The organism is Constantimarinum furrinae, from assembly GCF_014295415.1.
GTDB classification, from domain to species: Bacteria; Bacteroidota; Bacteroidia; order Flavobacteriales; family Flavobacteriaceae; genus Constantimarinum; species Constantimarinum furrinae.
The window spans coordinates 2,892,635-2,914,317 of the sequence record NZ_CP052909.1 but is presented as its reverse complement, the minus strand read 5'-3'; the positions used below and the strand labels follow the sequence as shown (position 1 = coordinate 2,914,317).

Here is a 21,683-nt window from a genome sequence, read left to right as displayed (position 1 = left end):
TCTTATGAGATATAATTCCAGATATTTCTGTACTTGACCAACTGTGCGAAGGTGTTCCTGATGGGAAAATTTTCGGAATTGGAAAGCGCAGGATCCTCCTTTAATAGCTGAATAGCATAACTTCGGGCAATTTTAAGGATTTCCCCGTCTTTAATGATATCTGCAATACGAAGGTTTAGAACACCGCTTTGCTGTGTTCCCATTAGATCACCCGGACCTCTGAGCTTTAGGTCAACTTCAGCGATCTCGAAGCCGTCGCTGGTCTTCACCATGGTTTCCAGTCGTGTACGGGCGTCGTGTGTGAGTTTATGACTCGTCATTAGAATACAATAGCTTTGTTCGGCTCCTCTACCTACGCGACCTCTAAGTTGATGCAATTGGGAAAGTCCGAAACGTTCTGCACTTTCAATAACCATAACTGAAGCATTTGGAACATTTACGCCAACTTCAATTACGGTGGTGGCCACCATGATTTGTGTTTCGCCTTTTATAAACCGATTCATTTCAAATTCCTTATCGGCAGCTTTCATTTGCCCGTGTACTATGGACACCTGATATTGAGGCATGGGAAATTCCCGGACAATGCTTTCATAACCATCCATCAAATCCTTATAGTCTAATGCCTCACTTTCCTGAATTAAAGGGTACACAATATAGACCTGTCTACCTTTGGAAATTTCGTCCTTTAAAAACCTGAAAACTTTGAGTCTGTTAGCGTCAAATCGATGCACGGTTTTTACCTCTTTGCGACCCGGTGGAAGTTCGTCGATCACACTAATATCAAGGTCACCATAAATGCTCATGGCAAGTGTACGCGGAATAGGGGTGGCGGTCATCACAAGAACGTGCGGAGGAAACTCATTTTTGTGCCATAATTTGCTTCGCTGCGCTACGCCAAAACGATGTTGCTCATCAATAATTGCCAGACCTAAATTTTTAAATTTAACCTTATCTTCGAGGAGGGCATGAGTGCCAATTAGGATGTTTATCCTTCCGTTTTCAAGATTTTCATGAATTTCTCTCCTACTTGAAGTACTTGTTGAACCAGTAAGCAAGGAAATACTGATATTGAGTGACTTAGATAATTCGATTAAACTGTTATAGTGTTGAACTGACAAAATTTCAGTCGGAGCCATTAAACAAGCTTGAAAACCGTTGTCAAGTGCCAGTAACTTTGACATGAACGCTACTATGGTCTTGCCACTACCTACATCTCCTTGAAGCAATCGATTCATCTGTGCTTTACTGCCAAGATCATTGCGAATTTCTTTGAGGACACGTTTTTGAGCCCCCGTTAATTTGAACGGTAAATGGTCTTTAAAAAAGGTGTTAAAATGTTCACCTACCTTTTCGAAAGGATAGCCTTTAATTTTGGATTTATGCACTAAATTTTTTCGAACTAACTGCAGTTGAATATAGAACAATTCTTCAAATTTTAATCGGTATTGGGCCCTTGCTAAAAGCCCTTGATTTTTTGGAAAATGTACATTGAAAAGCGCCTCACTTTTAGAGAGTAATTTAAGGGACGAAATAAGGGGTTTTGACAGGGTCTCGGCGAAGGCATTTTTAGACTCCAGAAAGAGTTGTTGCATGAGGGTATTTATCACCCTGTTTGTGATACCGCTACTGCTTAATTTTTCGGTTGAAGGATAGACGGGTTGCATGGCAGATCGTAAACTTTTTTCATGTGCTTCCAGCAATTCCATCTCGGGATGTGGCATCGAAAACATATTATTAAACCAATTGGTTTTTCCGAAGATCACATAAGGAGTGTTTAATTTTAAATTTTCTCTTATCCATTTGTGACCTCTAAACCAAACCAGTTCCATGGTACCCGTTTCATCGGTAAATGTGGCTACCAGTCGTTTCCCTCTTTGCTGTTGTACGGTTTTAATATGTGTGATCCGTCCGATGATCTGAACTTCTGCATTGGTTTGCTTCAATTGGGCGATCTTGTAATACTGTGTGCGATCGAGGTAACGATTGGGGAAAAGGTTTATCAGATCTTGATAGGTGTGAATTCCTAGCTCTTTTCTCAGTAAATTCGCCCTGTTGGGGCCAACGCCTTTAAGATATTCGATGGGAGTTTGAAGAAAACCGGAATTCATAAAACGAATTTACAAATTAAGAACTATGCACGAATCTCATTGAATGAAAATTTGTAATTTGCTGTTACTGGCAGCAAAATTGCAATACGAATCCTATGCGACACTATCTCTTTCTATTCACTTTTTTTATTTGCTTCGGAAATGTGGCGCAACAGACTGAAACTGTTGATTTTATTCGGATTAGTGCTGAGGTTGAACCAATTTCTTCCGAAGAAACCGTGAAAGGAACCGTTCGGGTAAGTTTTAAAGTATTGAAGAATACAGATTCCATTTATCTGGATGCCAGAAACATGACAGTTACTGAAACGGCGCTGGAAAGTGTTCCTACCGTTGCTACTGAAGATAAGATCTGGTTTACCTCTACTTTTGAAGCCGGGAAAACCTATACTGCTTTTTTCTCTTATAACGCTAAGCCAAAACAAACGATGTATTTTACCGGAGACCAAATATGGACTCAGGGACAGGGAAAGTACACCTCACACTGGCTTCCCAGTATTGATGATATGAATGACAAGATAGAATTCGATCTTTCTATAGCTGTATCTCCTGCCCTGACCGTAATATCTAACGGAAAGCTGGTGGATGTTCGGTCTGAAACGGATAAAAAGATATGGCAGTTCGATATGCAGGCTCCTATGGCCAGTTATCTGGTGGCTATGGCAGTTGGTGATTTTAAGAAAGAGGAAATTATTTCTGATTCGGGGGTTCCTATTTTGTTGTATTACAGACCCGAAAATGAGCAACATGTAGAACCTACATACCGTTACACCAAAGAGATCTTCGACTTTTTAGAGGGGGAGATCGGGGTACCGTATCCCTGGCAAAATTACAAGCAGGTTCCTGTAAGGGACTTTTTGTATGCAGGTATGGAAAATACTACGGCTACTATTTTTTCTGAAGCCTTTGTGGTCGATTCTATTGGTTTTACCGACCGAAACTATGTAAACGTAAACGCACATGAACTTGCGCATCAGTGGTTTGGGAATCTAATCACCGAAACTGAAGGAACACACCACTGGCTGCAAGAGGGCTTCGCTACTTACTACGCATTACTTGCTGAAAGGAAAATATTTGGAGACGATTATTTTTACTGGAAGCTCTATAATTCGGCAGAGCAATTAAAACTACTCAGTGATGAAGGTAAAGGCGAAGCTTTGCTCAATCCGGGAGCAAGTTCGCTCACGTTCTATGAAAAAGGGGCATGGGCCTTACATATTCTGAATGAATTAATTGGGGAAGAAATTTTTAAAACCGCGATCAAAAATTATTTGAATGCGTATTCCTTTAAAAATGTTACGACTGAAGATTTCTTGAATGAGGTCCGCAAAGTGACGTCCACCGATATTTCGCAGTGGGAAACCGATTGGTTAAGGCAAAGTGCATTTCAGGGGCAGCAAGCCTACGAATCATTAACCGAGTCGCTTTTTATGAGACGTTTTTTCGAGATCTCGGCCTTGCGCAGTCTACCGCTTAAGGATAAGGCCGCAACACTTATGACAGCCTTGTCAAATCCGAATGATTTTATAGGACAGGAGGTTGTGTATCAGCTTCAGGACGAAGCAATTTCAGAGTCGATTCCAATTTATAAAAAGGCATTTGCGACTCAGAATGTAATGATACGGCAAGCAATTGCTCTTTCCTTGCAATCCGTTCCGAAGGAATTGCAAACCGAATTCGAAAGTTTACTTAACGACGATTCTTATCTCACCAAAGAAGCTGCATTGTACAAATTATGGCTTAATTTTCCTGAAAAGCGAATAGCCTATCTCGATGCCACAAAGGGAGATGTTGGATTTCAGGATAAGAATGTGCAACAATTGTGGCTGGCACTGGCTAGTTTAACTGAAGGATATATGACCTCGGCACAGCCGTTATTTATAAAGGAACTACAAAATTTTACATCGCCCGAATACAGTTTTGAGGTAAGAGAAAAGGCGTTCGGATATGTTTCGGAGTTGCAAAAGGTGGATGAAAATGTACTCGATAATCTTGTAAACGCAGCTTCGCATCACTATTGGCAATTCAGGAATTATGCAAGGGAATTACTGGATGAACAACTAAAGGATACGGAAATTAGACTTAGTTTGAAAAATAAATTGAATACGTATTCAGAAAAAGAACAGCGGTATCTTAACACAAAATTTAAAGAAGAATGAGGGCACTGGTAATATCGGGAGGGGGCAGTAAAGGTGCATTTGCCGGCGGTGTAGCTCAATATCTTATTGAAGCGATGTTTCATGATTACGATATTTACGTGGGAACTTCAACAGGAAGTCTGCTTATTTCGCATCTTGCCTTAAACAAGGTTGAAAAGATCAAGGAGGTTTATACTTCAGTAAACCAGAGCAGTATTTTCAGCAATCGGCCTTTTCGTATAAAAAAACTGAAATACGGCGGGAAAGAGATCGCCATCGACCATTTTAGTGTGCTTCGTAATTTTTTAAAAGGCAGCAAGACCTTTGGTGAAAGCAGAAATTTAAGAGAGCTTATTGAAAAGACCCTAACAAAGACTGAATTCAATGAACTTAAAGCCGGTAATAAGGATGTCGTTGTCACAGTGTCGAATCTTTCTTTGAATCAGGTAGAATATAAATCCATAAAGGATTTTAATTATGAAGACTTTTTGGATTGGATATGGATATCCTGTAATTATATTCCTTTTATGAGTCTGGTAAAAAAGGAAGGCTGTGAGTACGCCGATGGAGGGTTTGGAAGTATGGTACCTATCGAAGAAGCCATTGAAAGGGGAGCGACAACCGTGGATGTCATTATTCTGGAAACTGAAGTTACTTATTACAACCGTCTGCCTTCACGTAACGTTTTCTCATTATTGACCAGCATGCATTCTTACATGCTTGATAGGGTGGAGAAACAGAATATTCGGATTGGGAAATTTGTAGCCGGTAATAAAGACGCTATTTTAAACTTTTACTATACTCCAACGGTGTTAACTACCAATTCGCTGATCTTTGACAAGGTTAAGATGGCACAATGGTGGGAGAGTGGATTTCAGTATGCAAAACAAAAAAACATCGAGTTAAACGAGATCAAGAGTCAGGATACTTAAAAAAGCTCACTCACTTCTTTCTTCACATAGGCCAAAGCTTTTTGTGAGGGCGTCACCTCCTCCATAAAATTGCGGAGCAGCCATTCACGCATATGATCTGCGGTATTATCCTTTTCGTGCATCGCTGCTTGCCGGATCACATGGATGGTTGCATTTTTAGCTGCATTAATCAGATTCCAGCATTCAGAAGTAACATAGATCTGTTGCGTAAGGTTATGCTCAAATTCCTGTTCAATATTTTTTATAAGCAATGTTTCGTATTTTTCAACTTCATCGGCAAATGGCTTTACTCTAATTAGAAGCTTGTTAGGGTCAATACGTTCCAGGAAAAGGGTCATTCGCTCATAAGCCTGCAAGCGTATTGGAAGTATTTTGTTCTGCGCTTCCTTTTGAATGAGGTATCGGCGACGCCCTTCTTCATTTGAGGTATGGCCTTTAAAAAAATAATAAGCAATTATCCCCACGACTATTGCAGGTAAGAGGTAGGCAACGTAACTGATGATTTGAGTGGCTTCTTCCATAGACGTTTTATATGATAACAAACATACTATGTTTTTAGTATGTTGGCAAATACAAGAAATCGAATCGATGTATAGTTTCGTGGATTCAACTTGGTAATTCGTCGAATGGTGTTTTCAACTAACTGATATTCAGGGTATTTTAGTTTAGGAACTTTAATAACCAATATTATGAAAACACGATTATTATTCATAGTGATTGCCGTGCTGTTTACTTTACCTATACAGGCCCAATTCCAAAAAACGTTTACTGTATCGAATCAAAATTTTCACGATTTGAATCTGGAGCCTACCCACGATAATACAAATGATTTTATTGTCGCCGGAAACCTGTTCGACACCTCTATGCAAAATGAAGTACCCTATCTGCAAAGATTGGATCAAAATGGAACAGTGATATGGTTCAAATCGTATAGTCATACGAGTCTGGTGCACGCGCGTTTTTTCGATCTGATCGTCGTTGGGAATACAATCTATGTTACCGGATCCATTGATGTTTCGGGAACCAAAAGAGTATTTATCTCACAGATCGATGCTTCGAATGGCAACGTAGTAGCCACTAACTATTATACCATAGTTGGTGCAAGCTTTAACTCCAGAGGATTAAAGATCATCCATACCAACAGCGATGCAAACAACGATGCTGTTCCGGATCCGGGATTAGTGGTCGGCGGATTTTTTAGTGATTGCTATGCGGTTAATACCAGTTGTATGTTCAATAATCTAGGATTTGTGCTTCGTACCGATCTGAATTTGAACATACTGTGGACCGAAGAGTTGGACGCCAGCAACACGATAAATTCACTGGAATACGATTTTGTAAATGGAATTACCGAAACCACCGATGGATTTTTTATTACCGGCAGTGCTACCGGAACCACGACAGGAAGTTTAATACAGCAGGCGGTGTTAGCCTACAAGATAGATTTTCAGGGAAATTTTTCATGGGACAGTAGCTACATTTTTGGCAATTCCAGTGACTCAAGCGCCGATGCTTATTTTGACATTGGAACCAATGAGATCTATATGCTCGTTAATTATTCTATCTCTCATTATTTTGGGGTCACTGTACTGAATAATACAACCGGAGCTATAGTGCCATCAAAATCATGGTATGCCAGTGGCCAGGATCTGGATCGATACGGATTCCGGATCATGGAATCGGGAAACAGTGCAAATAACTTAGTGATCAGCGGCTATGACAGAGATGAGAACTGGTCCGGTGGAGGAGCAAGTTTCTTTGGTCAGTCCAATATTATAGTCTATGAATTTGCCAAAGCAACAGGAGCGCAGGTTGGGACATCGTATCAATATCTGGTGCCACATGTAGAACCAGCGGGTGATGAATTTAATTTCTGGACGGGTCAGTTTCCAACGATGTATTTTCCGGATATGAGTCAGTTTATAGTAGATACCGCCGGGAATGCCGAATACTATCATGTAGGATATCGCACCGATCCTTCAGCTACATTTACTTCGGCAGAGATCTTCAGAACTCCGCTGAACCTTCGCAACGAGTGTGAGAATTTAGTGAATATGCTAAATCCAAATGCTGCCGGCTTTCAGTTTACCACAGTCACCTCTGCGGGAGTGCCCAATACATCACAAGCTATAACGTTAAATGCAGTTTCGGTTTCCTTCACTGAGAGTATGTGCGACCCTACGTTGCCTGTTCAGGAATTTAACAAGAACACCGGTTATTTTTATCCAAATCCGGCTTCGGAATACATTCATTACAGCACTAATGACCTTGTTTCTTTCAACTTGTATGATTTTAGTGGGAAACTGCTAAAAACAGAAAAGAGCGAAGACATTCAGCAAATATTCATTGGTAATTTAAATACCGGTATGTATTTCATTCAAGGAGAGGATGTACATGGCAACCTTATGACTTTCCGCTTTATCAAGGAGTAAATAGATTATTTTTTAACTATTTTTAAACGTATCATACTCTGGTCTTTAACTCCTGTTTAAAGTTATGAATATACCTAAATTCCATATCACCGTGATTGTTATGTTGATATGGAATTGTCTTTTTGGACAACAATTTATAAACTATAATATATCGGATGGCTTACCCAGTAATAACATCTATCGGATCACTCAGGACAATCGGGGTTTTATTTGGGTGGTCACCGATAAAGGGATGGCTAAATTTAACGGAAAGGAGTTTAAAACCTTCACAACGCGTAACGGCTTACCAACAAATGACATTTGGGACATTAACGTGACCCCCGATAACCGAGTATGGTATTTTTCTAAATCGGCAGTTCTGGGATATATAGAAAATGACAAGGTCTATAGGTTTGAAGCCTGCGAGGCAAATAATATTATGTATCCTTCGTCTAACATACAGGTAAATGAGTTAATCGCTCTCGGACAAAATAATTGGTTTTATTTTACTGAAGATTGCTGGCGTGAATTCACCGAAATTGCACTCGATGAAAGTAGGCAAGTGATGACTAACAATCCGTTATTCGACCAGGGAAATAACTTAAGTGCTAAAGAGAAAGAAGAATCTTTAGGATCGATTTTAACTACCATACGCGAATCCCGAAACAACAATCGATTCTATCATGTTACCCGTACTAAAGATACGCTTTGCGGTATGCTGTATGCAGAAGGCTATACCCTTGTCAATTTAAAAAATGGACGTGTGTTTGATCGAAAATTTCAGAATAAATTCAGTAAAAATCATCCGGATTTCACGCGAATACACTTTGTCAATAATGAAATTCAAGTCACCGGCTTTAATTTTGTTTCAACTCTCGACAAAGATTTTGAAATGAAATCTGTGGTACGTATACCCGAAGCACTTCAAAGTTATTTTTCCATGATCGACAAATCGGGAAACATTTGGTGCGCAACCTTTACCAATGGTATCTATATGCTTCCTCAGGCCAAAAGAAATATTAAATACGACCTGGAATCGGATAAAGTAAACACCATAAAAAAAACCGGAGATCTCATCATTGCCAATGTATATGACAAGGGATTTTACGAATACCATTTCAAAGACGGGAAATTTCGGCCGTATATTGTTAAGCACGGCTTTATTTTTAGTGCCGATTATATTGATACCCTTCAAACTCATATGTTTACCACTCAGCAACATATCATTGGAGTAACTAACGGAATTTCCCGAACGCTGTTTTCAAATAGCAGATTAGGCCTTCGGAAGCTTATTTATTTTAAAGGCTCGCTCTATGGTAATAATTCAGACGGACTCGCAAAATTAGATGCTGAATCCTATGAAAAAATCGCCCATTTTAAGCAAGTAGGAATTACAGATCTCCTAGTACAAGCCGACAGGATTTTGTTAAGCACATCGACCGGGCTGAAAAAGTTTATAAATGACAGCATCACCGCTGAAAATACCGTAGATGAGCACCTTCAATACCCCATGCTCAATCTTGCACAGCTTGATGCTCACAGGATTGTTATTGGAACTGATGGATTTGGGGCTTATGTGACCGACTTTAAAGAATCACAACTGCTTTATGGGTCGGAGTATTTGAGTATCGAGGACATTCATATAGAAGAAAATTCGATCTGGTTGGCGACCGAACAAGGGATACTTCATTATACTAGAACAGCTGAAGGGTTTAGATTAAACACCATCTTTGATGAACGAGACGGATTGCCTTCAAGAAAGGTGAATTCGGTCAATATTATTAACGATTCCATTTTTGCAAGTACCGATAACGGAATAGCAATATTCGATAAAAACAAGACAAGAAAGCATCAGCTACTGGATATTTTCATAAATAAAGCCATCTACAACGAACAACCTATTTTAGCTGAGAACAATAGTTTTCAGTATAAAAAAAAGAACAATGTTTATGTAGAAGTTTCAGGTATAGATTTTACCGAAGGGAAAGGAAATGCACCCACGTATGATTATAGATTATTACCCGTGCAAACCGATTGGATCCAAACAACTTCTCCAGCCATAGATTTTACGGGCTTATCACCAGACCAATATCAATTTCAGATCAAGCACGGAAAGGATATTAAAACAATGAAATTTATTATTACACCATTGTGGTGGCAACGAACAGGTATTCAAGTTCTATTTCTTCTATGCATTTTAGCATTAACCGGTTTGGTACTAATTAAGATTAGAAAACATGAGTTGTCGAAAAGAATGGCAAAGGTCCTCACCGAGAAAAAGATGGCAGAATTCGAATTATACGCATTGAGATCACAAATGAATCCACATTTTGTATTTAATTCTCTGGCGGCTATTCAGTACTATATAAACAATAACGAGATAGAAAAATCTGAATCCTACCTTGTAAAGTTCTCAAGGTTGATTCGGCAATTCTTTGAACTTTCCAAAGAAAGTGAGATCAGCTTACAAAAAGAGATCGAATTACTTGAAAATTATCTGGCTATAGAAAAGATTCGATTCAAGGAACGTCTTACCTACGAATTTATGATCGATCCCAACATTGATGTTGTGCATTATCATATTCCGGTGATGCTGTTACAACCGGTGGTGGAAAATGCTGTGAATCATGGAATTTTCAATAAGGAGGAACCCGGCCGGATCACCATTTCTTTTATAAAACAAACTGAAAGCGCCATTAGAGTTGAAATAGCGGATGATGGCGTTGGTTTTGACAACAATTCCAAAAAGGATACATCCAAAGTCAATTCCTCTAAGGTCATTGAGGAGAGAATATATCATTTAAATCGATCCGGAAACTGGCAAATAGAATGGCTTGTTAAACCTTTATCGAATGAAGGTGATAACCGGGGCACGATCGTAAGCTTTCAAATACTGAAAATAAAATGAAACATTATACCGCAGTACTTATTGATGATGAGATTTCGGCCTTAAAGGGACTCGAATTAAAGCTCAGGAAGTTACTTCCCGATATTGAAATAGTTGAAACTTTCAGTAAACCTGAAACTGCCTTAGAATGGCTCATAAACAATTCGCCGGACCTGGTGTTCCTCGATATTGAAATGCCGCGTCTAAACGGCTTCGAATTGTTATCGGGGCTGAAGGAAATTAACTTTCAGGTTATATTCGTTACGGCATACAGCGAATATGCATTACAGGCATTAAAACACTCTGCAGTCGACTATATTCTCAAGCCGATCGAAAATGAAGAACTTATAGAAGCTGTAGATAAGGCTGTAAGGATCATTGAAATGAAAGATAGAGAAGCAGCACAATTGCGATTGATAAAGTTACTTCAGGAAACTCTTTCCAACAATAACAAACTTGTAGTTCCAACAGCTAAAGGGTTATCTTTTATCCCAATGGACGAGATCATTCATCTTGAAGGGGATGAGGGCTATACCCGGATTCATTTAGATGATACCGGGTTTATATTGAGCTCGTATAGTCTGGGACGATTTGAAAAAATGCTTACATCTGTATTTTTCAAATGCCATAAATCCCATATTATCAATCTTGAAAAAGCACGAAGTTTCGAAAATGAAGGGTATATTGTAATGGATGATAAGCAGCGGGTTCCCATTTCAAAACCCAATAGAAAGATCTTTCTTGGGTTGTTTAAATAAAGTACACTCGCTAGAATCTCACTTTGTCTTTCTTTTTCAGCTCCTTTACATGTTTCTTTTCCACTTTCTTGTTGTACTTCCCGCCAAGATAGGGGCATTTCTGAAGGTCTTTAACACTTTTAAACGCAACCTCGGTTTTATGATAAGTAAAGGATTCTGACAGGGTCTTGACCAAATTTTTGTCGCCAAGACTCAAATCCACATCATCCATGGTAAACTGTGAAGGGTGTTCGTAACCACATGCATGAGTCATTTCCAGTAATTCCTTTCTGAAATTCTTAAAATAAAAATGCGCTCTTACACTTTTATCCTTAATGTTTATTCCACGCTGTAACCATTTATTCTGTGTGGCCACGCCGCTGGGACAAGTGTTGTTATGGCATTGCTGCGCCTGAATACAACCCACTGCCATCATAGCCTCCCGGGCTACATTAATAATATCAGCCCCCATGGAAAATGCCATCACTGCCCGGGCCGGGAACCCTAGTTTACCACTTCCTACAAAAACGATTCGATGACAAAGCTCTTTGGATTTAAAGATCTTATAAACCTCCGCAAAACCGAACATCCACGGTAGTGCCATATGGTCTGCAAAACTTGGAGGTGCCGCACCGGTTCCGCCTTCACCACCGTCGATGGCAATAAAATCGGGTCCCTTACCTGTTTTTACCATGATATCGGCCATGGTTACCCAATCGTCCATTTTTCCTACGGCAGATTTTATACCAACCGGAAGACCTGTAGCTTCCGCGATATCTTCTATAAACTTCATAAGCCCATCTACACCCTCAAACGCGGAGTGGCAGGGAGGAGAAAGTACATCTTTGCCGATGGGTACATGACGTATTTCTGCGATCTCGGCTGTGATCTTCGAACCCGGTAGGACTCCTCCCTTTCCAGGTTTTGCCCCTTGTGAAAGTTTTATCTCTATGGCGCGTACCTGAGGGTTTTCTTCAACGAGTCTGACTAGCTTTTCCATGGAAAAATTTCCATGTTCGTCTCGAACGCCAAAATACCCGGTTCCGAAGTGAAACACAACATCGCTGCCTGTTTTATGATAGGGGGAGAGCCCGCCTTCACCGGTATTGTGATATGCATGCGCCAGTTCACACCCTCGATTTAACGATTCTATCGCACGCGCCGAAAGTGAACCAAAACTCATAGCCGAAACATTGATGACCGATGCAGGACGATATGGTTTTCTTCTTTTGTTGTAAAGCCCCATTACTTTCGCACTTGCCAGAAAATAAGGATCCTTAATATTGGGATGTCCTTTTTCCATTTTATAAGGAAGCATGGCGTTGTTAATAAAGATATAGTTTGGAGCATAGATATCCCGATCTGTCCCGAAACCCTCATAATTGTTCTCGTTTTTTGCTGAAGCATAGATCCAGCTTCGTTCAATACGGTTAAAAGGTAATTCTTCACGATTATTGGCGACAATATATTGCCTTAACTCGGGACCTACGCCTTCCAACATATATCTAATGTGCCCTACTACAGGAAAGTTATGAAGAATGGTGTGCTTTTTATTGATAAAGATGTCATACACTGCGACAAGTACCAGAAACAGTAGAATCCATCCCCACCACGGAATTACCAAAATAAAATCAAAAAGTGCCTCCATTTATTGTGCGTTTAAGTAATCCAGTGATAATTGAGTCATCGTTTTTACTCCAAGAAGTAAACCTGAATCATCAATAATAAAATCCGGGGTATGATGCGGATAGGGTGTGGTGTTACCCGGAGTCATTCCACCGAGGAAAAAGTAAAATCCGGGTACAATTTCCTGGAAGTATGAAAAATCTTCCCCGCCGGTAGTGGCTTTCATAAGATTTACATTGTTTGCTCCTGCTATGTTTTGCAAGGTGGGAAGCATTTGAGCCGTAAGTTCCGGGTCATTATAGGTTACAACCGTATTATTTTGCCATTCAATTGTTGCAGATCCACCATACGCCTTCGCAATATCTCTTGCCATCTCATTCATTCTTCGCATGATCATTTCACGCATATTGGGGTCCAGTGTTCGTACTGTACCAATCATTTCGGCGCTTTCCGGAATGATGTTAAACCGTACACCGCTACTAATCTTTCCAACAGTGATCACAGCTGCTTCTTCAACTAAGGGTGATTCTCTGCTGATAATGGTCTGAAAACCATCAATGATCTTGGCCGAAATCAATATTGGATCGACTCCTGTCCACGGGGCAGACCCATGGGTTTGTTTTCCGTTAACCGTAACTACAAAACGCTCTACTGCAGCCATAGTACCGCCCGGTTTATACTTAATCGTGCCAACCGGAGTTCCGGAGTTTATGTGTAATCCAAAGATAGCATCTACCTTAGGGTTTTCAAGGACTCCTTCCTTGATCATTAGTTTTGCGCCGCCTTCTTCTCCGGGTGGCGGACCTTCTTCTGCAGGCTGAAAAATGAATTTTACGGTGCCCTTAATTTTATCTTTATTCTTACTCAATACTTCGGCCACTCCCATAAGGATGGCTATATGTGTATCATGTCCACAGGCATGCATTACTCCGGTTTCGGTGTTTAAAAAAGTATCGGTAACTGTGCTTTTAAAGGGAAGATTGTTTCTTTCTGTCACCGGCAACGCATCGATATCGGCTCGAAGAGCGACGACTTTCCCCGGCTTATCTCCTTTTAAAATGCCTACAACACCTGTAATTGCTATGCCTGTTTGCACCTCCATTCCTAAGGACTTAAGGTGAGTAGCGATCTTTTCAGCCGTTTTAAACTCGCGGTTGGAGAGTTCCGGGTTTTCATGAAAATAACGTCTCCATTCAATTACCTGTTCTTCGATTCCGTTAATGTCGTTGAGAATGTCTTTGTTCATTTGAGCTTGTGCCATAGCGGTCACTAATGCAATAAAAAATAGAAGAGCGTATTGTTTCATAAAAAAGAGTTTGTAGTAGAGAAAGGTCCTTCAGAATTACATTTGGATTCCGTAGTTGGAGTATACCTACTGAAGAAGCTTCTGTTCCGTAAAATTAAATTCAGCTAAAGATATTTAAATTTAGATAAATTCTGAATGAATCCTGTCTGTTTATAATTTCTGAAAAATCGGCTATAATTTCGTCCTAATTTCAGTATTTTCACCTTCTGAATTCTTCGAATAAATTCTTAAAAATTGCAGGAATATTTACAACAACTGAATGATGCGCAACGGGCTCCGGTTTTGCAGAAGGACGGTGCTATGATCGTTATCGCCGGTGCAGGTTCGGGGAAAACACGAGTGCTAACCTTTAGGATCGCTTACCTTATGTCACAGGGGGTCGACCCCTTCAATATCCTTGCGCTTACTTTTACAAACAAGGCAGCCCGCGAAATGAAAAGCAGGATCTCGCGAATCGTAGGGAGCAGTGAAGCTAAAAATCTATGGATGGGTACCTTTCACAGCATTTTTGCGAAGATCCTTAGGTTTGAAGCCGATAAACTGGGTTATCCCTCCAATTTTACCATTTATGATACTCAGGATTCTCAAAGTGTTATCCGTGCGGTGATCAAAGAAATGCATCTCGATAAGGATATCTACAAATACAAACAGGTGTACTCCAGAATTTCCTCTTATAAAAATAGTCTTATTACCGTAAAGGCATATTTCAACAATCCCGAATTGATGGAAGCCGATGCGATGGCCAAAATTCCTCGTTTGGGAGAGGTGTATAAAGCCTATGTCGACAAATGCTTTAAAGCGGGGGCGATGGACTTTGATGATCTCCTTCTAAAAACCAATGAGTTGCTTACCCGTTTTCCGGACGTATTGGCCAAATACCAGAACAGATTCCGCTATATACTGGTTGATGAGTATCAGGATACAAATCACAGTCAGTACCTTATCGTAAAAGCCCTGTCTGACCGATTTCAGAATATATGCGTGGTAGGGGATGATGCTCAGAGTATTTATGCCTTCCGAGGAGCTAATATCAACAATATTCTTAATTTTCAGAAAGACTACGACGATGTAGTGGTGTACAGACTCGAACAGAATTACCGGTCTACCAAGAATATTGTAAATGCTGCAAACAGCATCATTGAAAAAAATAAACAACGGCTCGAGAAAGTGGTTTGGACAGCTAATGATGAAGGAACCAAGATCAAGGTAAACCGTACCATGACCGATGGGGATGAAGGACGATTTGTAGCGAGTTCCATCTTCGAAAATGCCATGTCCCAGCAAATGAAATACAGCGACTTTGCTGTGTTGTATCGCACCAATGCGCAATCGAGAGCAATGGAAGATGCGCTTAGAAAAAAGGATATTCCGTATAGGATCTATGGCGGACTTAGTTTTTATCAGCGAAAGGAAATAAAGGATGTGATCGCCTATTTGCGTCTTATTTTAAATCCAAAGGACGAAGAAGCCCTAAAGCGGGTGATTAACTATCCTGCGAGGGGAATAGGGCAGACTACTATCGATAAACTGATCGTGGCGGCCAATCACTATGAGCGTTCAATGTTTGAAGTGATGGAGCATCTGGACAAGATAGACCTCAAAATTAACAGTGGTACCAAAGGGAAACTTCAGGATTTTGTGACCATGATCAAGAGTTTTCAGGTGCTGAATAAGAGTTATGATGCATTCCAGATCGCTGAACATGTTACGAAGAAAACCGGTTTACTTCAGGAATTAAAGAAAGACGGTACCCCTGAAGGAATTGCCCGGATCGAAAATATTGAAGAGTTGCTCAATGGGATGCGGGATTTCGTAGAGGAACAGAAGGAACTGGCCGATACTACAGGATCACTGGCCGAATTCTTGGAGGATGTCGCACTAGCTACTGATATGGATAACGACAAAGGTGACTCCAATCGTGTAGCCTTAATGACGGTTCATCTAGCTAAAGGACTTGAATTTCCTTATGTTTATATAGTGGGGTTGGAGGAAGATCTCTTTCCCAGTGCCATGAGCATGAATACGCGCAGCGAACTGGAAGAAGAGCGCCGTCTGTTTTATGTAGCTGTTACCCGTGCCGAAAAACAGGCCTATTTAACGTATACACAGTCGCGGTATCGCTGGGGTAAGCTTATAGATGCAGAGCCTAGCAGGTTTATTGATGAAATATCGGGAGACTATCTGGAGTATCTCACTCCGGTTACCGAGCAGCGCTACAAACCACTACTGGATGCCGATATTTTTGGGGATGTTGATAAAAGCAAACTGCGCATGCGAAAGCCTGCTTCCGGAACCCCGCCGGCGGGACCAATTGAGTCGAAGATGAAAAAGCTTCGACGCATAAAACCGGTGAGCAGTGATACCGATAAGAATTTTGATGCGGCAGCGGCAAATCTTAATGTCGGAACTGTAGTGGAACATGTCCGATTCGGAAAAGGAAAGATCATGAAGGTGGAAGGCGTAGGGGCCGACACCAAAGCCGAGATCAATTTTGAAAATGGAGGCATAAAAAAATTACTCCTCCGATTTGCAAAACTCAATGTACTAAGCTAATTAATTTATTCTATGGGTAAGTGTGTGTTTATAAAAGCACTTAACTGCAACTGAAGGTCGGCCAAACTCGCTGCAGTCCAGTCATCTCCATGCCCACCTTCATACACTGTAAAGCTATGGGTGATCATATTTGTACTTAGGGCTTGCTGTAGCGTTTCCCCATTGCTTAACGGCACCAAAGGATCCTGATCCCCATAAAACAATATTGAAGGGCTGCTTGAAGCAGAGACCTGTAGCGCAGGACTGATGGCTTCGGCATAATTGGTGCCAGAAGGATAAGCACTCTCATCCACCAAAAGTTGCAAAAGAATATTAAAATTAGGATCGTTGGTATAAAAGGGATCCGTAAAATCTGAAGGACCAACAATATCACAAACCATTTTCACGGCATTCGTTGTATCGTAAACATAATCGTATTGTAGTGACAAATGTGCTCCCGCACTAGTGCCAATGAGTCCGAATTCCGGTAGGATCTGCAATTCTTCTTTTTCGGAGGTGAGTTTATTAATTACCCGTTGTATATCAAGAAACTGGTTTGGAAAAGCGGGAGTGGTTGTATTGGCCAGAACATAGTTCATATTCACGATCGCATGGTCGGGGTGATTTATTTGCAACTGAGGAATAAATTCGCTCATGTCGGCCTTATCTCCGGCGGTCCAACCTCCTCCGTGAACCAAAATGATGACTTTGGTATGATCGTCTGTACGCCCTTCCGGAAGGTATAGATCGTATGCCTGTTGCATATGACTCCCATAAGACACGTTTAATCGAGTTACAGCAGCCAGCGGCTCGGGTTCGTCGTCCATCTCCAATGGAGAATTATCATTGATTTCAGAAGAGCAGGAAATCAGACTCAACTGAAATGCCAGAACCAGTAGCAACAGTAATTTAATATTTTTCATAAAAGCAATAGTTTTTCAGTAAACGTAAAAAAACACATTTTATGTTAAGGAGTTTATGATTAAGAATGTTATTCAGAAATTATCTCAAAAATATTTCTTGTGACGCAACCAGTAAAATGCTATCTTTAAGTTATTGATCGGGGAATATGGCAGAATACATAAAAATATATGAGAAAAATCCTAATCCGAAGGACGTAAAACGGGTTGTGGACATCATTAAAGATGGCGGACTGGTCATTTATCCCAGTGACACTGTCTATGCCTTGGGCTGCGATATTACCAATAATCGGGCTCTGGAGCGGGTGGCTCATCTTAAGGGAGTAAAGTTGGAAAAGGCAAATTTTTCCTTTGTTTGTGAAGACCTTAGTAATCTGTCCGATTATGTTCGCCAGATCGATACCGCAACGTTTAAAATTCTAAAACGCAGTTTACCCGGTCCTTATACTTTTATCTTGCCGGGTAATAATAATCTCCCAACCGTTTTTAAAAAGAAAAAAGAGGTTGGAATTCGAATTCCCGACAACAGTATTGTTCTTGCAATTGTGAAAATGCTTGGTAACCCAATAATTTCTACTTCTATCAAGGATGAGGATGAGGTGATAGAATATACAACCGATCCCGAGTTGATCTTTGAAAAGTGGGAAAAACACGTGGACGTTGTGGTTGATGGAGGTTATGGTGGAAATATTGCCTCCACGGTGATAGACCTTACCGGAGATGAACCCGTTCTTATTCGTGAAGGGAAAGGGAGTTTAGAAGTTTAATTTAGTGAATTAGATTTTTACTGAATTCCGATAACTTAAGATTCGTCCTTTTTTGCAGTTTTTTTCTGAAAAAGGTTGTCCAACCCACCAAATAACCTTTAGCGCCCATAGCCTGCCTGGACCATTTGTAGAGATTAAATCGATCGATATGATTGATGATCTTTCCATCTTTAAACTCAAAATTTGCAGTAATGATATTGTGTATTTTCCGCTTGTGCTTTCCAAAAGTATAATACGCCTCCCAATGTGCTTTAGCCGATTTCTCGGCTACTTCTATTGTTGAAGTCACCACTTTAAAATCCTTTCCTTTTTGAGATTCGCAGAGCATTCGCCACATGTTCTTTGCAGCTTCTCCCTTTAAAATGCCAAAGGCCGGATCCTGAAAAGTGACCTCGTCGTGGTAGTATTCGATCATGCGTTCGGCATCCAGTTCGGTAAAAGCCTCATAAAATTTTTCGATGATATGCTGTTCCTCGTTCATCAAATTACAGTGTTGTGGTTAGCAAATTCCTTAAAATAGAAATCCCGACACAAGGCCGGGATTGCAGTTTAATTCTAGGAAATTATTTCATAGGAAAATCAGGGTCTTCTATAATTTCTTCCATTTGCTTTACATGGCGTTCGGTATGTCCGGACATAAATAAAAGTACCTGATATGCATCGATCGTTCCAAAAGGCAACTGTGCATAGCGGTTACGCAGATCATCCTGAGTGTTTAATACATAATCCATATTAGCTTTTCTTTTGTTATTAAAAGCATCGACAGTTGCTTCAAAAGAGCCATATTTTCCGGTGGGTTCAAATGGCTCAGAGGTTTTTACCTTGTTAGATCGGTCCTTGATCATTTTTAAAAGTTCTTCATCACTCAACTTTACCTCCGATCTTTTGGAAGGATCTGCATCAGATTGCAAAGTTCCCTGTAACATTCCGAAGATATTTTCTTCAGAGATCGCAATATGCTCGGCACATTCGGCTATAGACCAGGAATCTGGAGTGCTTTTGTAATTGAGCTGATCTTCGGTTAGGCCATCTAATACCTCCATCATATGTTTATGACTGGCGTTAAGTTCGTAAATAGCAAAATCGCGTTCTGCTTCAGTAAGTGGAGTATCGGCAACGGTAAAACTAACTAATGCCAATACTAATAACGGTAAAATAAATTTTTTCATCTTGTGGTTTTTTTATGGTTTATATTTTATGATGATGTTTCGGATATAAATTTATTGATATAGTTATACTGAATAAATTCATTGCTTTAATTCGTCGATAATCAACGTATTAAAATACGTAAATTTCAATAAAAAACCCGTCTTAAGAGACGGGTTTTTTTATTCGGATCAATTTAATTTTTTATTGACCTTCTAAAGATTTCATTTCCTTCTCGATCATATCGTAGAACTGATCGATCTTAGGCAATACTAAGATTCGGGTACGACGGTTGATAGAACGATTCTCGGCGCTATCATTAGGTACCAAAGGCACATAGTCTGCACGTCCGGCTGCAACCAATCTGCTCGGACTAACCCCAAGATTTTGAAGCTCTCTTACAATAGCCGTTGCACGCTTCACACTAAGATCCCAGTTGTCTAACAATAATCCATTGCTGTAAGGAACGTTGTCGGTGTGTCCTTCAACCATAGCCTCAAAGTTAGGTTTACCATTGATCACTGTGGCAACTTTACCAAGAATTTCCTTAGCTCTGGATGAAATTTGGTAGCTACCGCTCTTAAAAATTACTTTATCTGAAAGGGAGATGTACACGACACCCTTTTCCACATCGATCTGGATATCGGGATCGTTAATACCTACCTCTTTCTTAAGGCTGGTAACCAACGCAAGTGTAACACTGTCCTTCTTGTTTAAGGCATCCTGAAGACGGGTAATTTTCAAGTCTTTTTCCTTTAAACTCTCTAAAGATTTTTCAAGGTTTGTCGCTCCTTTAGCAGTAAGCATTGTAAGATCTTTTGAGCTTTGGATGAGATCGGCATTCGTCTTTTTAAGATCGGCTAAACGCGCTTCCAACTCCTGAGCTCTTGTCATGGCAGTTGCTTTTTCAGTTAAACAGCTGTTAAGTTTAACCGTAGCTGTGTTTAAAAGATCTTGAGTTTCTTTTTGTTGGGCTTCTAACTCAGCGTACTTCTTTTTCGATACACATGACGTGAATGCAAAGCTGGAACACAAAGCTAAAATCAATAATTTTTTCATAATTCAATAGGTTATTTATACTTGTTAAAATTGGTTTTTTTAAATGTTAAAATTCTAATCAAAATTATTAAAAGGTGCATAATTTCAATACCGATTAACAATACTTTAAGTAAAATTTAGTAGCCTTCGTTAAAGTTGCGTTCTTTTCGCACAAAATAATTCCAAACGATACTATTAGTACGAAAATATTTGATGCCTGAAGCGTGTATTTTTCTCTTTTTGAGGAATTTAGCTATGAGTAGATAAAAACTGAGATGTGCCCGCATTACGGCAAGGAAGTGTTTTACTTTTCCTTGAAATAGGAATTGCACTGCAGCCACGGCATCCAGAATGAGTCTTAAAAAAATAATTCCCCAAACCGAGGCCCCTTTTTTATTTTTCAATAGGTTTAAAAGTGAGTTTCGGAAGTTAAAGAATGTTTTTCTGGGGTTCGCTGAAGCCAGGGTAGCTCCGCCCACATGATAAACGGTAGAAGTTCCAATGTAGCCAACCTTGTTACCCACCGATTGAAATCGCCAACAAAGATCGATCTCCTCCTGATGCGCAAAATAGTCCTCATCAAAGCCACCAACCTTCCAAAAAGCATCCTTTCGTACTATAAGACAGGCGCCACTTGCCCAGAATATTTCCCGTATATCGTTGAACTGGCCGTGGTCCTTTTCTAGGCTATTAAAGATGCGACCCCGGCAATACGGATAGCCCAGTCGGTCTATAAAGCCGCCGGCAGCTCCCGCATATTCAAAATGATCCTTGTTTTGTTGATCTAAGACCTTAGGTTGGGCAGCGGCAAGTTCGGGATCTGTTTTAAATTGTGTAAGAATAGGTGGTAACCAGTTTTTACTTACTTCCACATCACTGTTTAGCAGCACGAAGAGTTCTTCTGAAAGTCCCTGCAAGGCATCATTATAGCCTTTTGCATAGCCTCCGTTCGTCGTGTTCTTTAAGATTCTAACCGCCGGAAAATGTTCTGAAAGAAAAGCTACAGAATCATCGGTCGATGCATTATCGGCGACATAGATCGTTGCTTCGGGAGAAAAATTGACCACCGATGGCAGAAACCTGGAAAGTAACTCCTTTCCATTCCAGTTTAATATGACGACCGCAATATTCAACGTTA

16 protein-coding genes are annotated in these 21,683 nt (G+C 40.3%); 7 read left to right on the top strand and 9 right to left on the bottom strand.

Annotated elements, in window-relative coordinates; translation table 11 throughout:
• Nucleotides 1–2: 2 nt before the first annotated feature.
• Entirely contained in the window at nt 3–2,108 is a 2,106-nt protein-coding gene (gene recG / locus ALE3EI_RS13320) for an ATP-dependent DNA helicase RecG (protein WP_186989467.1), read from the bottom strand.
• Nucleotides 2,109–2,203: 95 nt separating this feature from the next.
• Here recG and ALE3EI_RS13315 point away from each other — a divergent pair, with 95 nt between their 5' ends.
• Both ALE3EI_RS13315 and ALE3EI_RS13310 read left to right on the top strand, forming a co-directional pair.
• Nucleotides 2,204–4,264, top strand: a complete 2,061-nt coding sequence (locus ALE3EI_RS13315) for a M1 family metallopeptidase (RefSeq protein ID WP_186989466.1) — start codon at nt 2,204–2,206, stop codon at nt 4,262–4,264.
• Complete coding sequence (locus tag ALE3EI_RS13310) at nt 4,261–5,175, top strand: patatin-like phospholipase family protein (RefSeq protein ID WP_186989464.1); 915 nt, start codon at nt 4,261–4,263, stop codon at nt 5,173–5,175. The genes ALE3EI_RS13315 and ALE3EI_RS13310 overlap by 4 nt, the downstream gene beginning before the upstream one ends.
• Here the strand turns inward: ALE3EI_RS13310 and ALE3EI_RS13305 are convergent.
• Nucleotides 5,172–5,696, bottom strand: a complete 525-nt coding sequence (locus ALE3EI_RS13305) for a DUF7935 family protein (RefSeq protein WP_186992379.1) — start codon at nt 5,694–5,696, stop codon at nt 5,172–5,174. The genes ALE3EI_RS13310 and ALE3EI_RS13305 overlap by 4 nt on opposite strands.
• 168 nt (nt 5,697–5,864) lie before the next feature.
• On the opposite strand from ALE3EI_RS13305, the gene ALE3EI_RS13300 reads away from it, so the two are divergent.
• The 3 genes from ALE3EI_RS13300 (at nt 5,865) to ALE3EI_RS13290 (ending at nt 11,231) form a co-directional block, all read left to right on the top strand.
• Nucleotides 5,865–7,607, top strand: coding sequence for a T9SS type A sorting domain-containing protein (locus ALE3EI_RS13300; RefSeq protein WP_186989462.1), 1,743 nt, complete (start codon nt 5,865–5,867; stop codon nt 7,605–7,607).
• A 64-nt stretch (nt 7,608–7,671) separates the two neighbouring features.
• Nucleotides 7,672–10,494 carry a sensor histidine kinase gene (locus ALE3EI_RS13295; RefSeq protein WP_186989460.1) on the top strand — a complete coding sequence of 941 codons (2,823 nt, stop codon included), beginning with the start codon at nt 7,672–7,674 and terminating at the stop codon, nt 10,492–10,494.
• A complete protein-coding gene (locus tag ALE3EI_RS13290; protein ID WP_186989458.1) occupies nt 10,491–11,231 on the top strand; it encodes a LytR/AlgR family response regulator transcription factor in 741 nt (246 codons plus the stop codon). Before ALE3EI_RS13295 ends, ALE3EI_RS13290 begins: the two co-directional genes overlap by 4 nt.
• A gap of 10 nt (nt 11,232–11,241) precedes the next feature.
• On the opposite strand, the gene ALE3EI_RS13285 is transcribed toward ALE3EI_RS13290, so the two are convergent.
• Both ALE3EI_RS13285 and ALE3EI_RS13280 read right to left on the bottom strand, forming a co-directional pair.
• The gene (locus tag ALE3EI_RS13285; RefSeq protein ID WP_186989456.1) at nt 11,242–12,858 is read right to left on the bottom strand and encodes an FMN-binding glutamate synthase family protein; all 1,617 of its coding nucleotides are present in this window, start codon (nt 12,856–12,858) and stop codon (nt 11,242–11,244) included.
• A complete protein-coding gene (locus tag ALE3EI_RS13280; protein WP_233280025.1) occupies nt 12,859–14,097 on the bottom strand; it encodes an amidohydrolase in 1,239 nt (412 codons plus the stop codon).
• A gap of 279 nt (nt 14,098–14,376) precedes the next feature.
• Between ALE3EI_RS13280 and ALE3EI_RS13275 the strand changes: the two genes are divergently transcribed.
• On the top strand, nt 14,377–16,695 hold the full coding sequence (locus ALE3EI_RS13275) for an ATP-dependent helicase (RefSeq protein WP_186989452.1): 2,319 nt from the start codon (nt 14,377–14,379) through the stop codon (nt 16,693–16,695).
• Between the two features lie 5 nt (nt 16,696–16,700).
• Here the strand turns inward: ALE3EI_RS13275 and ALE3EI_RS13270 are convergent, their stop codons facing one another.
• Nucleotides 16,701–17,597 (bottom strand): alpha/beta hydrolase, encoded by an 897-nt coding sequence (locus ALE3EI_RS13270; protein ID WP_186989450.1) that lies wholly within the window; start codon nt 17,595–17,597, stop codon nt 16,701–16,703.
• A 146-nt stretch (nt 17,598–17,743) separates the two neighbouring features.
• Here ALE3EI_RS13270 and ALE3EI_RS13265 point away from each other — a divergent pair, with 146 nt between their 5' ends.
• On the top strand, nt 17,744–18,361 hold the full coding sequence (locus tag ALE3EI_RS13265; protein ID WP_186989448.1) for an L-threonylcarbamoyladenylate synthase: 618 nt from the start codon (nt 17,744–17,746) through the stop codon (nt 18,359–18,361).
• A gap of 1 nt (nt 18,362) precedes the next feature.
• Here ALE3EI_RS13265 and ALE3EI_RS13260 read toward each other — a convergent pair whose 3' ends face one another.
• The 4 genes from ALE3EI_RS13260 to ALE3EI_RS13245 form a co-directional block, all read right to left on the bottom strand.
• The gene (locus ALE3EI_RS13260; RefSeq protein WP_233279973.1) at nt 18,363–18,842 is read right to left on the bottom strand and encodes a nuclear transport factor 2 family protein; all 480 of its coding nucleotides are present in this window, start codon (nt 18,840–18,842) and stop codon (nt 18,363–18,365) included.
• A gap of 82 nt (nt 18,843–18,924) precedes the next feature.
• Entirely contained in the window at nt 18,925–19,530 is a 606-nt protein-coding gene (locus ALE3EI_RS13255) for a DinB family protein (RefSeq protein WP_186989444.1), read from the bottom strand.
• A 181-nt stretch (nt 19,531–19,711) separates the two neighbouring features.
• Nucleotides 19,712–20,566 carry an OmpA/MotB family protein gene (locus ALE3EI_RS13250; protein ID WP_186989442.1) on the bottom strand — a complete coding sequence of 285 codons (855 nt, stop codon included), beginning with the start codon at nt 20,564–20,566 and terminating at the stop codon, nt 19,712–19,714.
• A gap of 116 nt (nt 20,567–20,682) precedes the next feature.
• Nucleotides 20,683–21,678 carry a glycosyltransferase family 2 protein gene (locus ALE3EI_RS13245; protein WP_186989440.1) on the bottom strand — a complete coding sequence of 332 codons (996 nt, stop codon included), beginning with the start codon at nt 21,676–21,678 and terminating at the stop codon, nt 20,683–20,685.
• Nucleotides 21,679–21,683: the final 5 nt, after the last annotated feature.

Coding starts and splice junctions, on each gene's coding strand:
- recG (WP_186989467.1), bottom strand. CDS start 2,108: ATGAATTCCGGTTTTCTTCAAACTCCCATCGAATATCTTAAAGGCGTT.
- ALE3EI_RS13315 (WP_186989466.1), top strand. CDS start 2,204: ATGCGACACTATCTCTTTCTATTCACTTTTTTTATTTGCTTCGGAAAT.
- ALE3EI_RS13310 (WP_186989464.1), top strand. CDS start 4,261: ATGAGGGCACTGGTAATATCGGGAGGGGGCAGTAAAGGTGCATTTGCC.
- ALE3EI_RS13305 (WP_186992379.1), bottom strand. CDS start 5,696: ATGGAAGAAGCCACTCAAATCATCAGTTACGTTGCCTACCTCTTACCT.
- ALE3EI_RS13300 (WP_186989462.1), top strand. CDS start 5,865: ATGAAAACACGATTATTATTCATAGTGATTGCCGTGCTGTTTACTTTA.
- ALE3EI_RS13295 (WP_186989460.1), top strand. CDS start 7,672: ATGAATATACCTAAATTCCATATCACCGTGATTGTTATGTTGATATGG.
- ALE3EI_RS13290 (WP_186989458.1), top strand. CDS start 10,491: ATGAAACATTATACCGCAGTACTTATTGATGATGAGATTTCGGCCTTA.
- ALE3EI_RS13285 (WP_186989456.1), bottom strand. CDS start 12,858: ATGGAGGCACTTTTTGATTTTATTTTGGTAATTCCGTGGTGGGGATGG.
- ALE3EI_RS13280 (WP_233280025.1), bottom strand. CDS start 14,097: ATGGCACAAGCTCAAATGAACAAAGACATTCTCAACGACATTAACGGA.
- ALE3EI_RS13270 (WP_186989450.1), bottom strand. CDS start 17,597: ATGAAAAATATTAAATTACTGTTGCTACTGGTTCTGGCATTTCAGTTG.
- ALE3EI_RS13265 (WP_186989448.1), top strand. CDS start 17,744: ATGGCAGAATACATAAAAATATATGAGAAAAATCCTAATCCGAAGGAC.
- ALE3EI_RS13260 (WP_233279973.1), bottom strand. CDS start 18,842: ATGAACGAGGAACAGCATATCATCGAAAAATTTTATGAGGCTTTTACC.
- ALE3EI_RS13255 (WP_186989444.1), bottom strand. CDS start 19,530: ATGAAAAAATTTATTTTACCGTTATTAGTATTGGCATTAGTTAGTTTT.
- ALE3EI_RS13250 (WP_186989442.1), bottom strand. CDS start 20,566: ATGAAAAAATTATTGATTTTAGCTTTGTGTTCCAGCTTTGCATTCACG.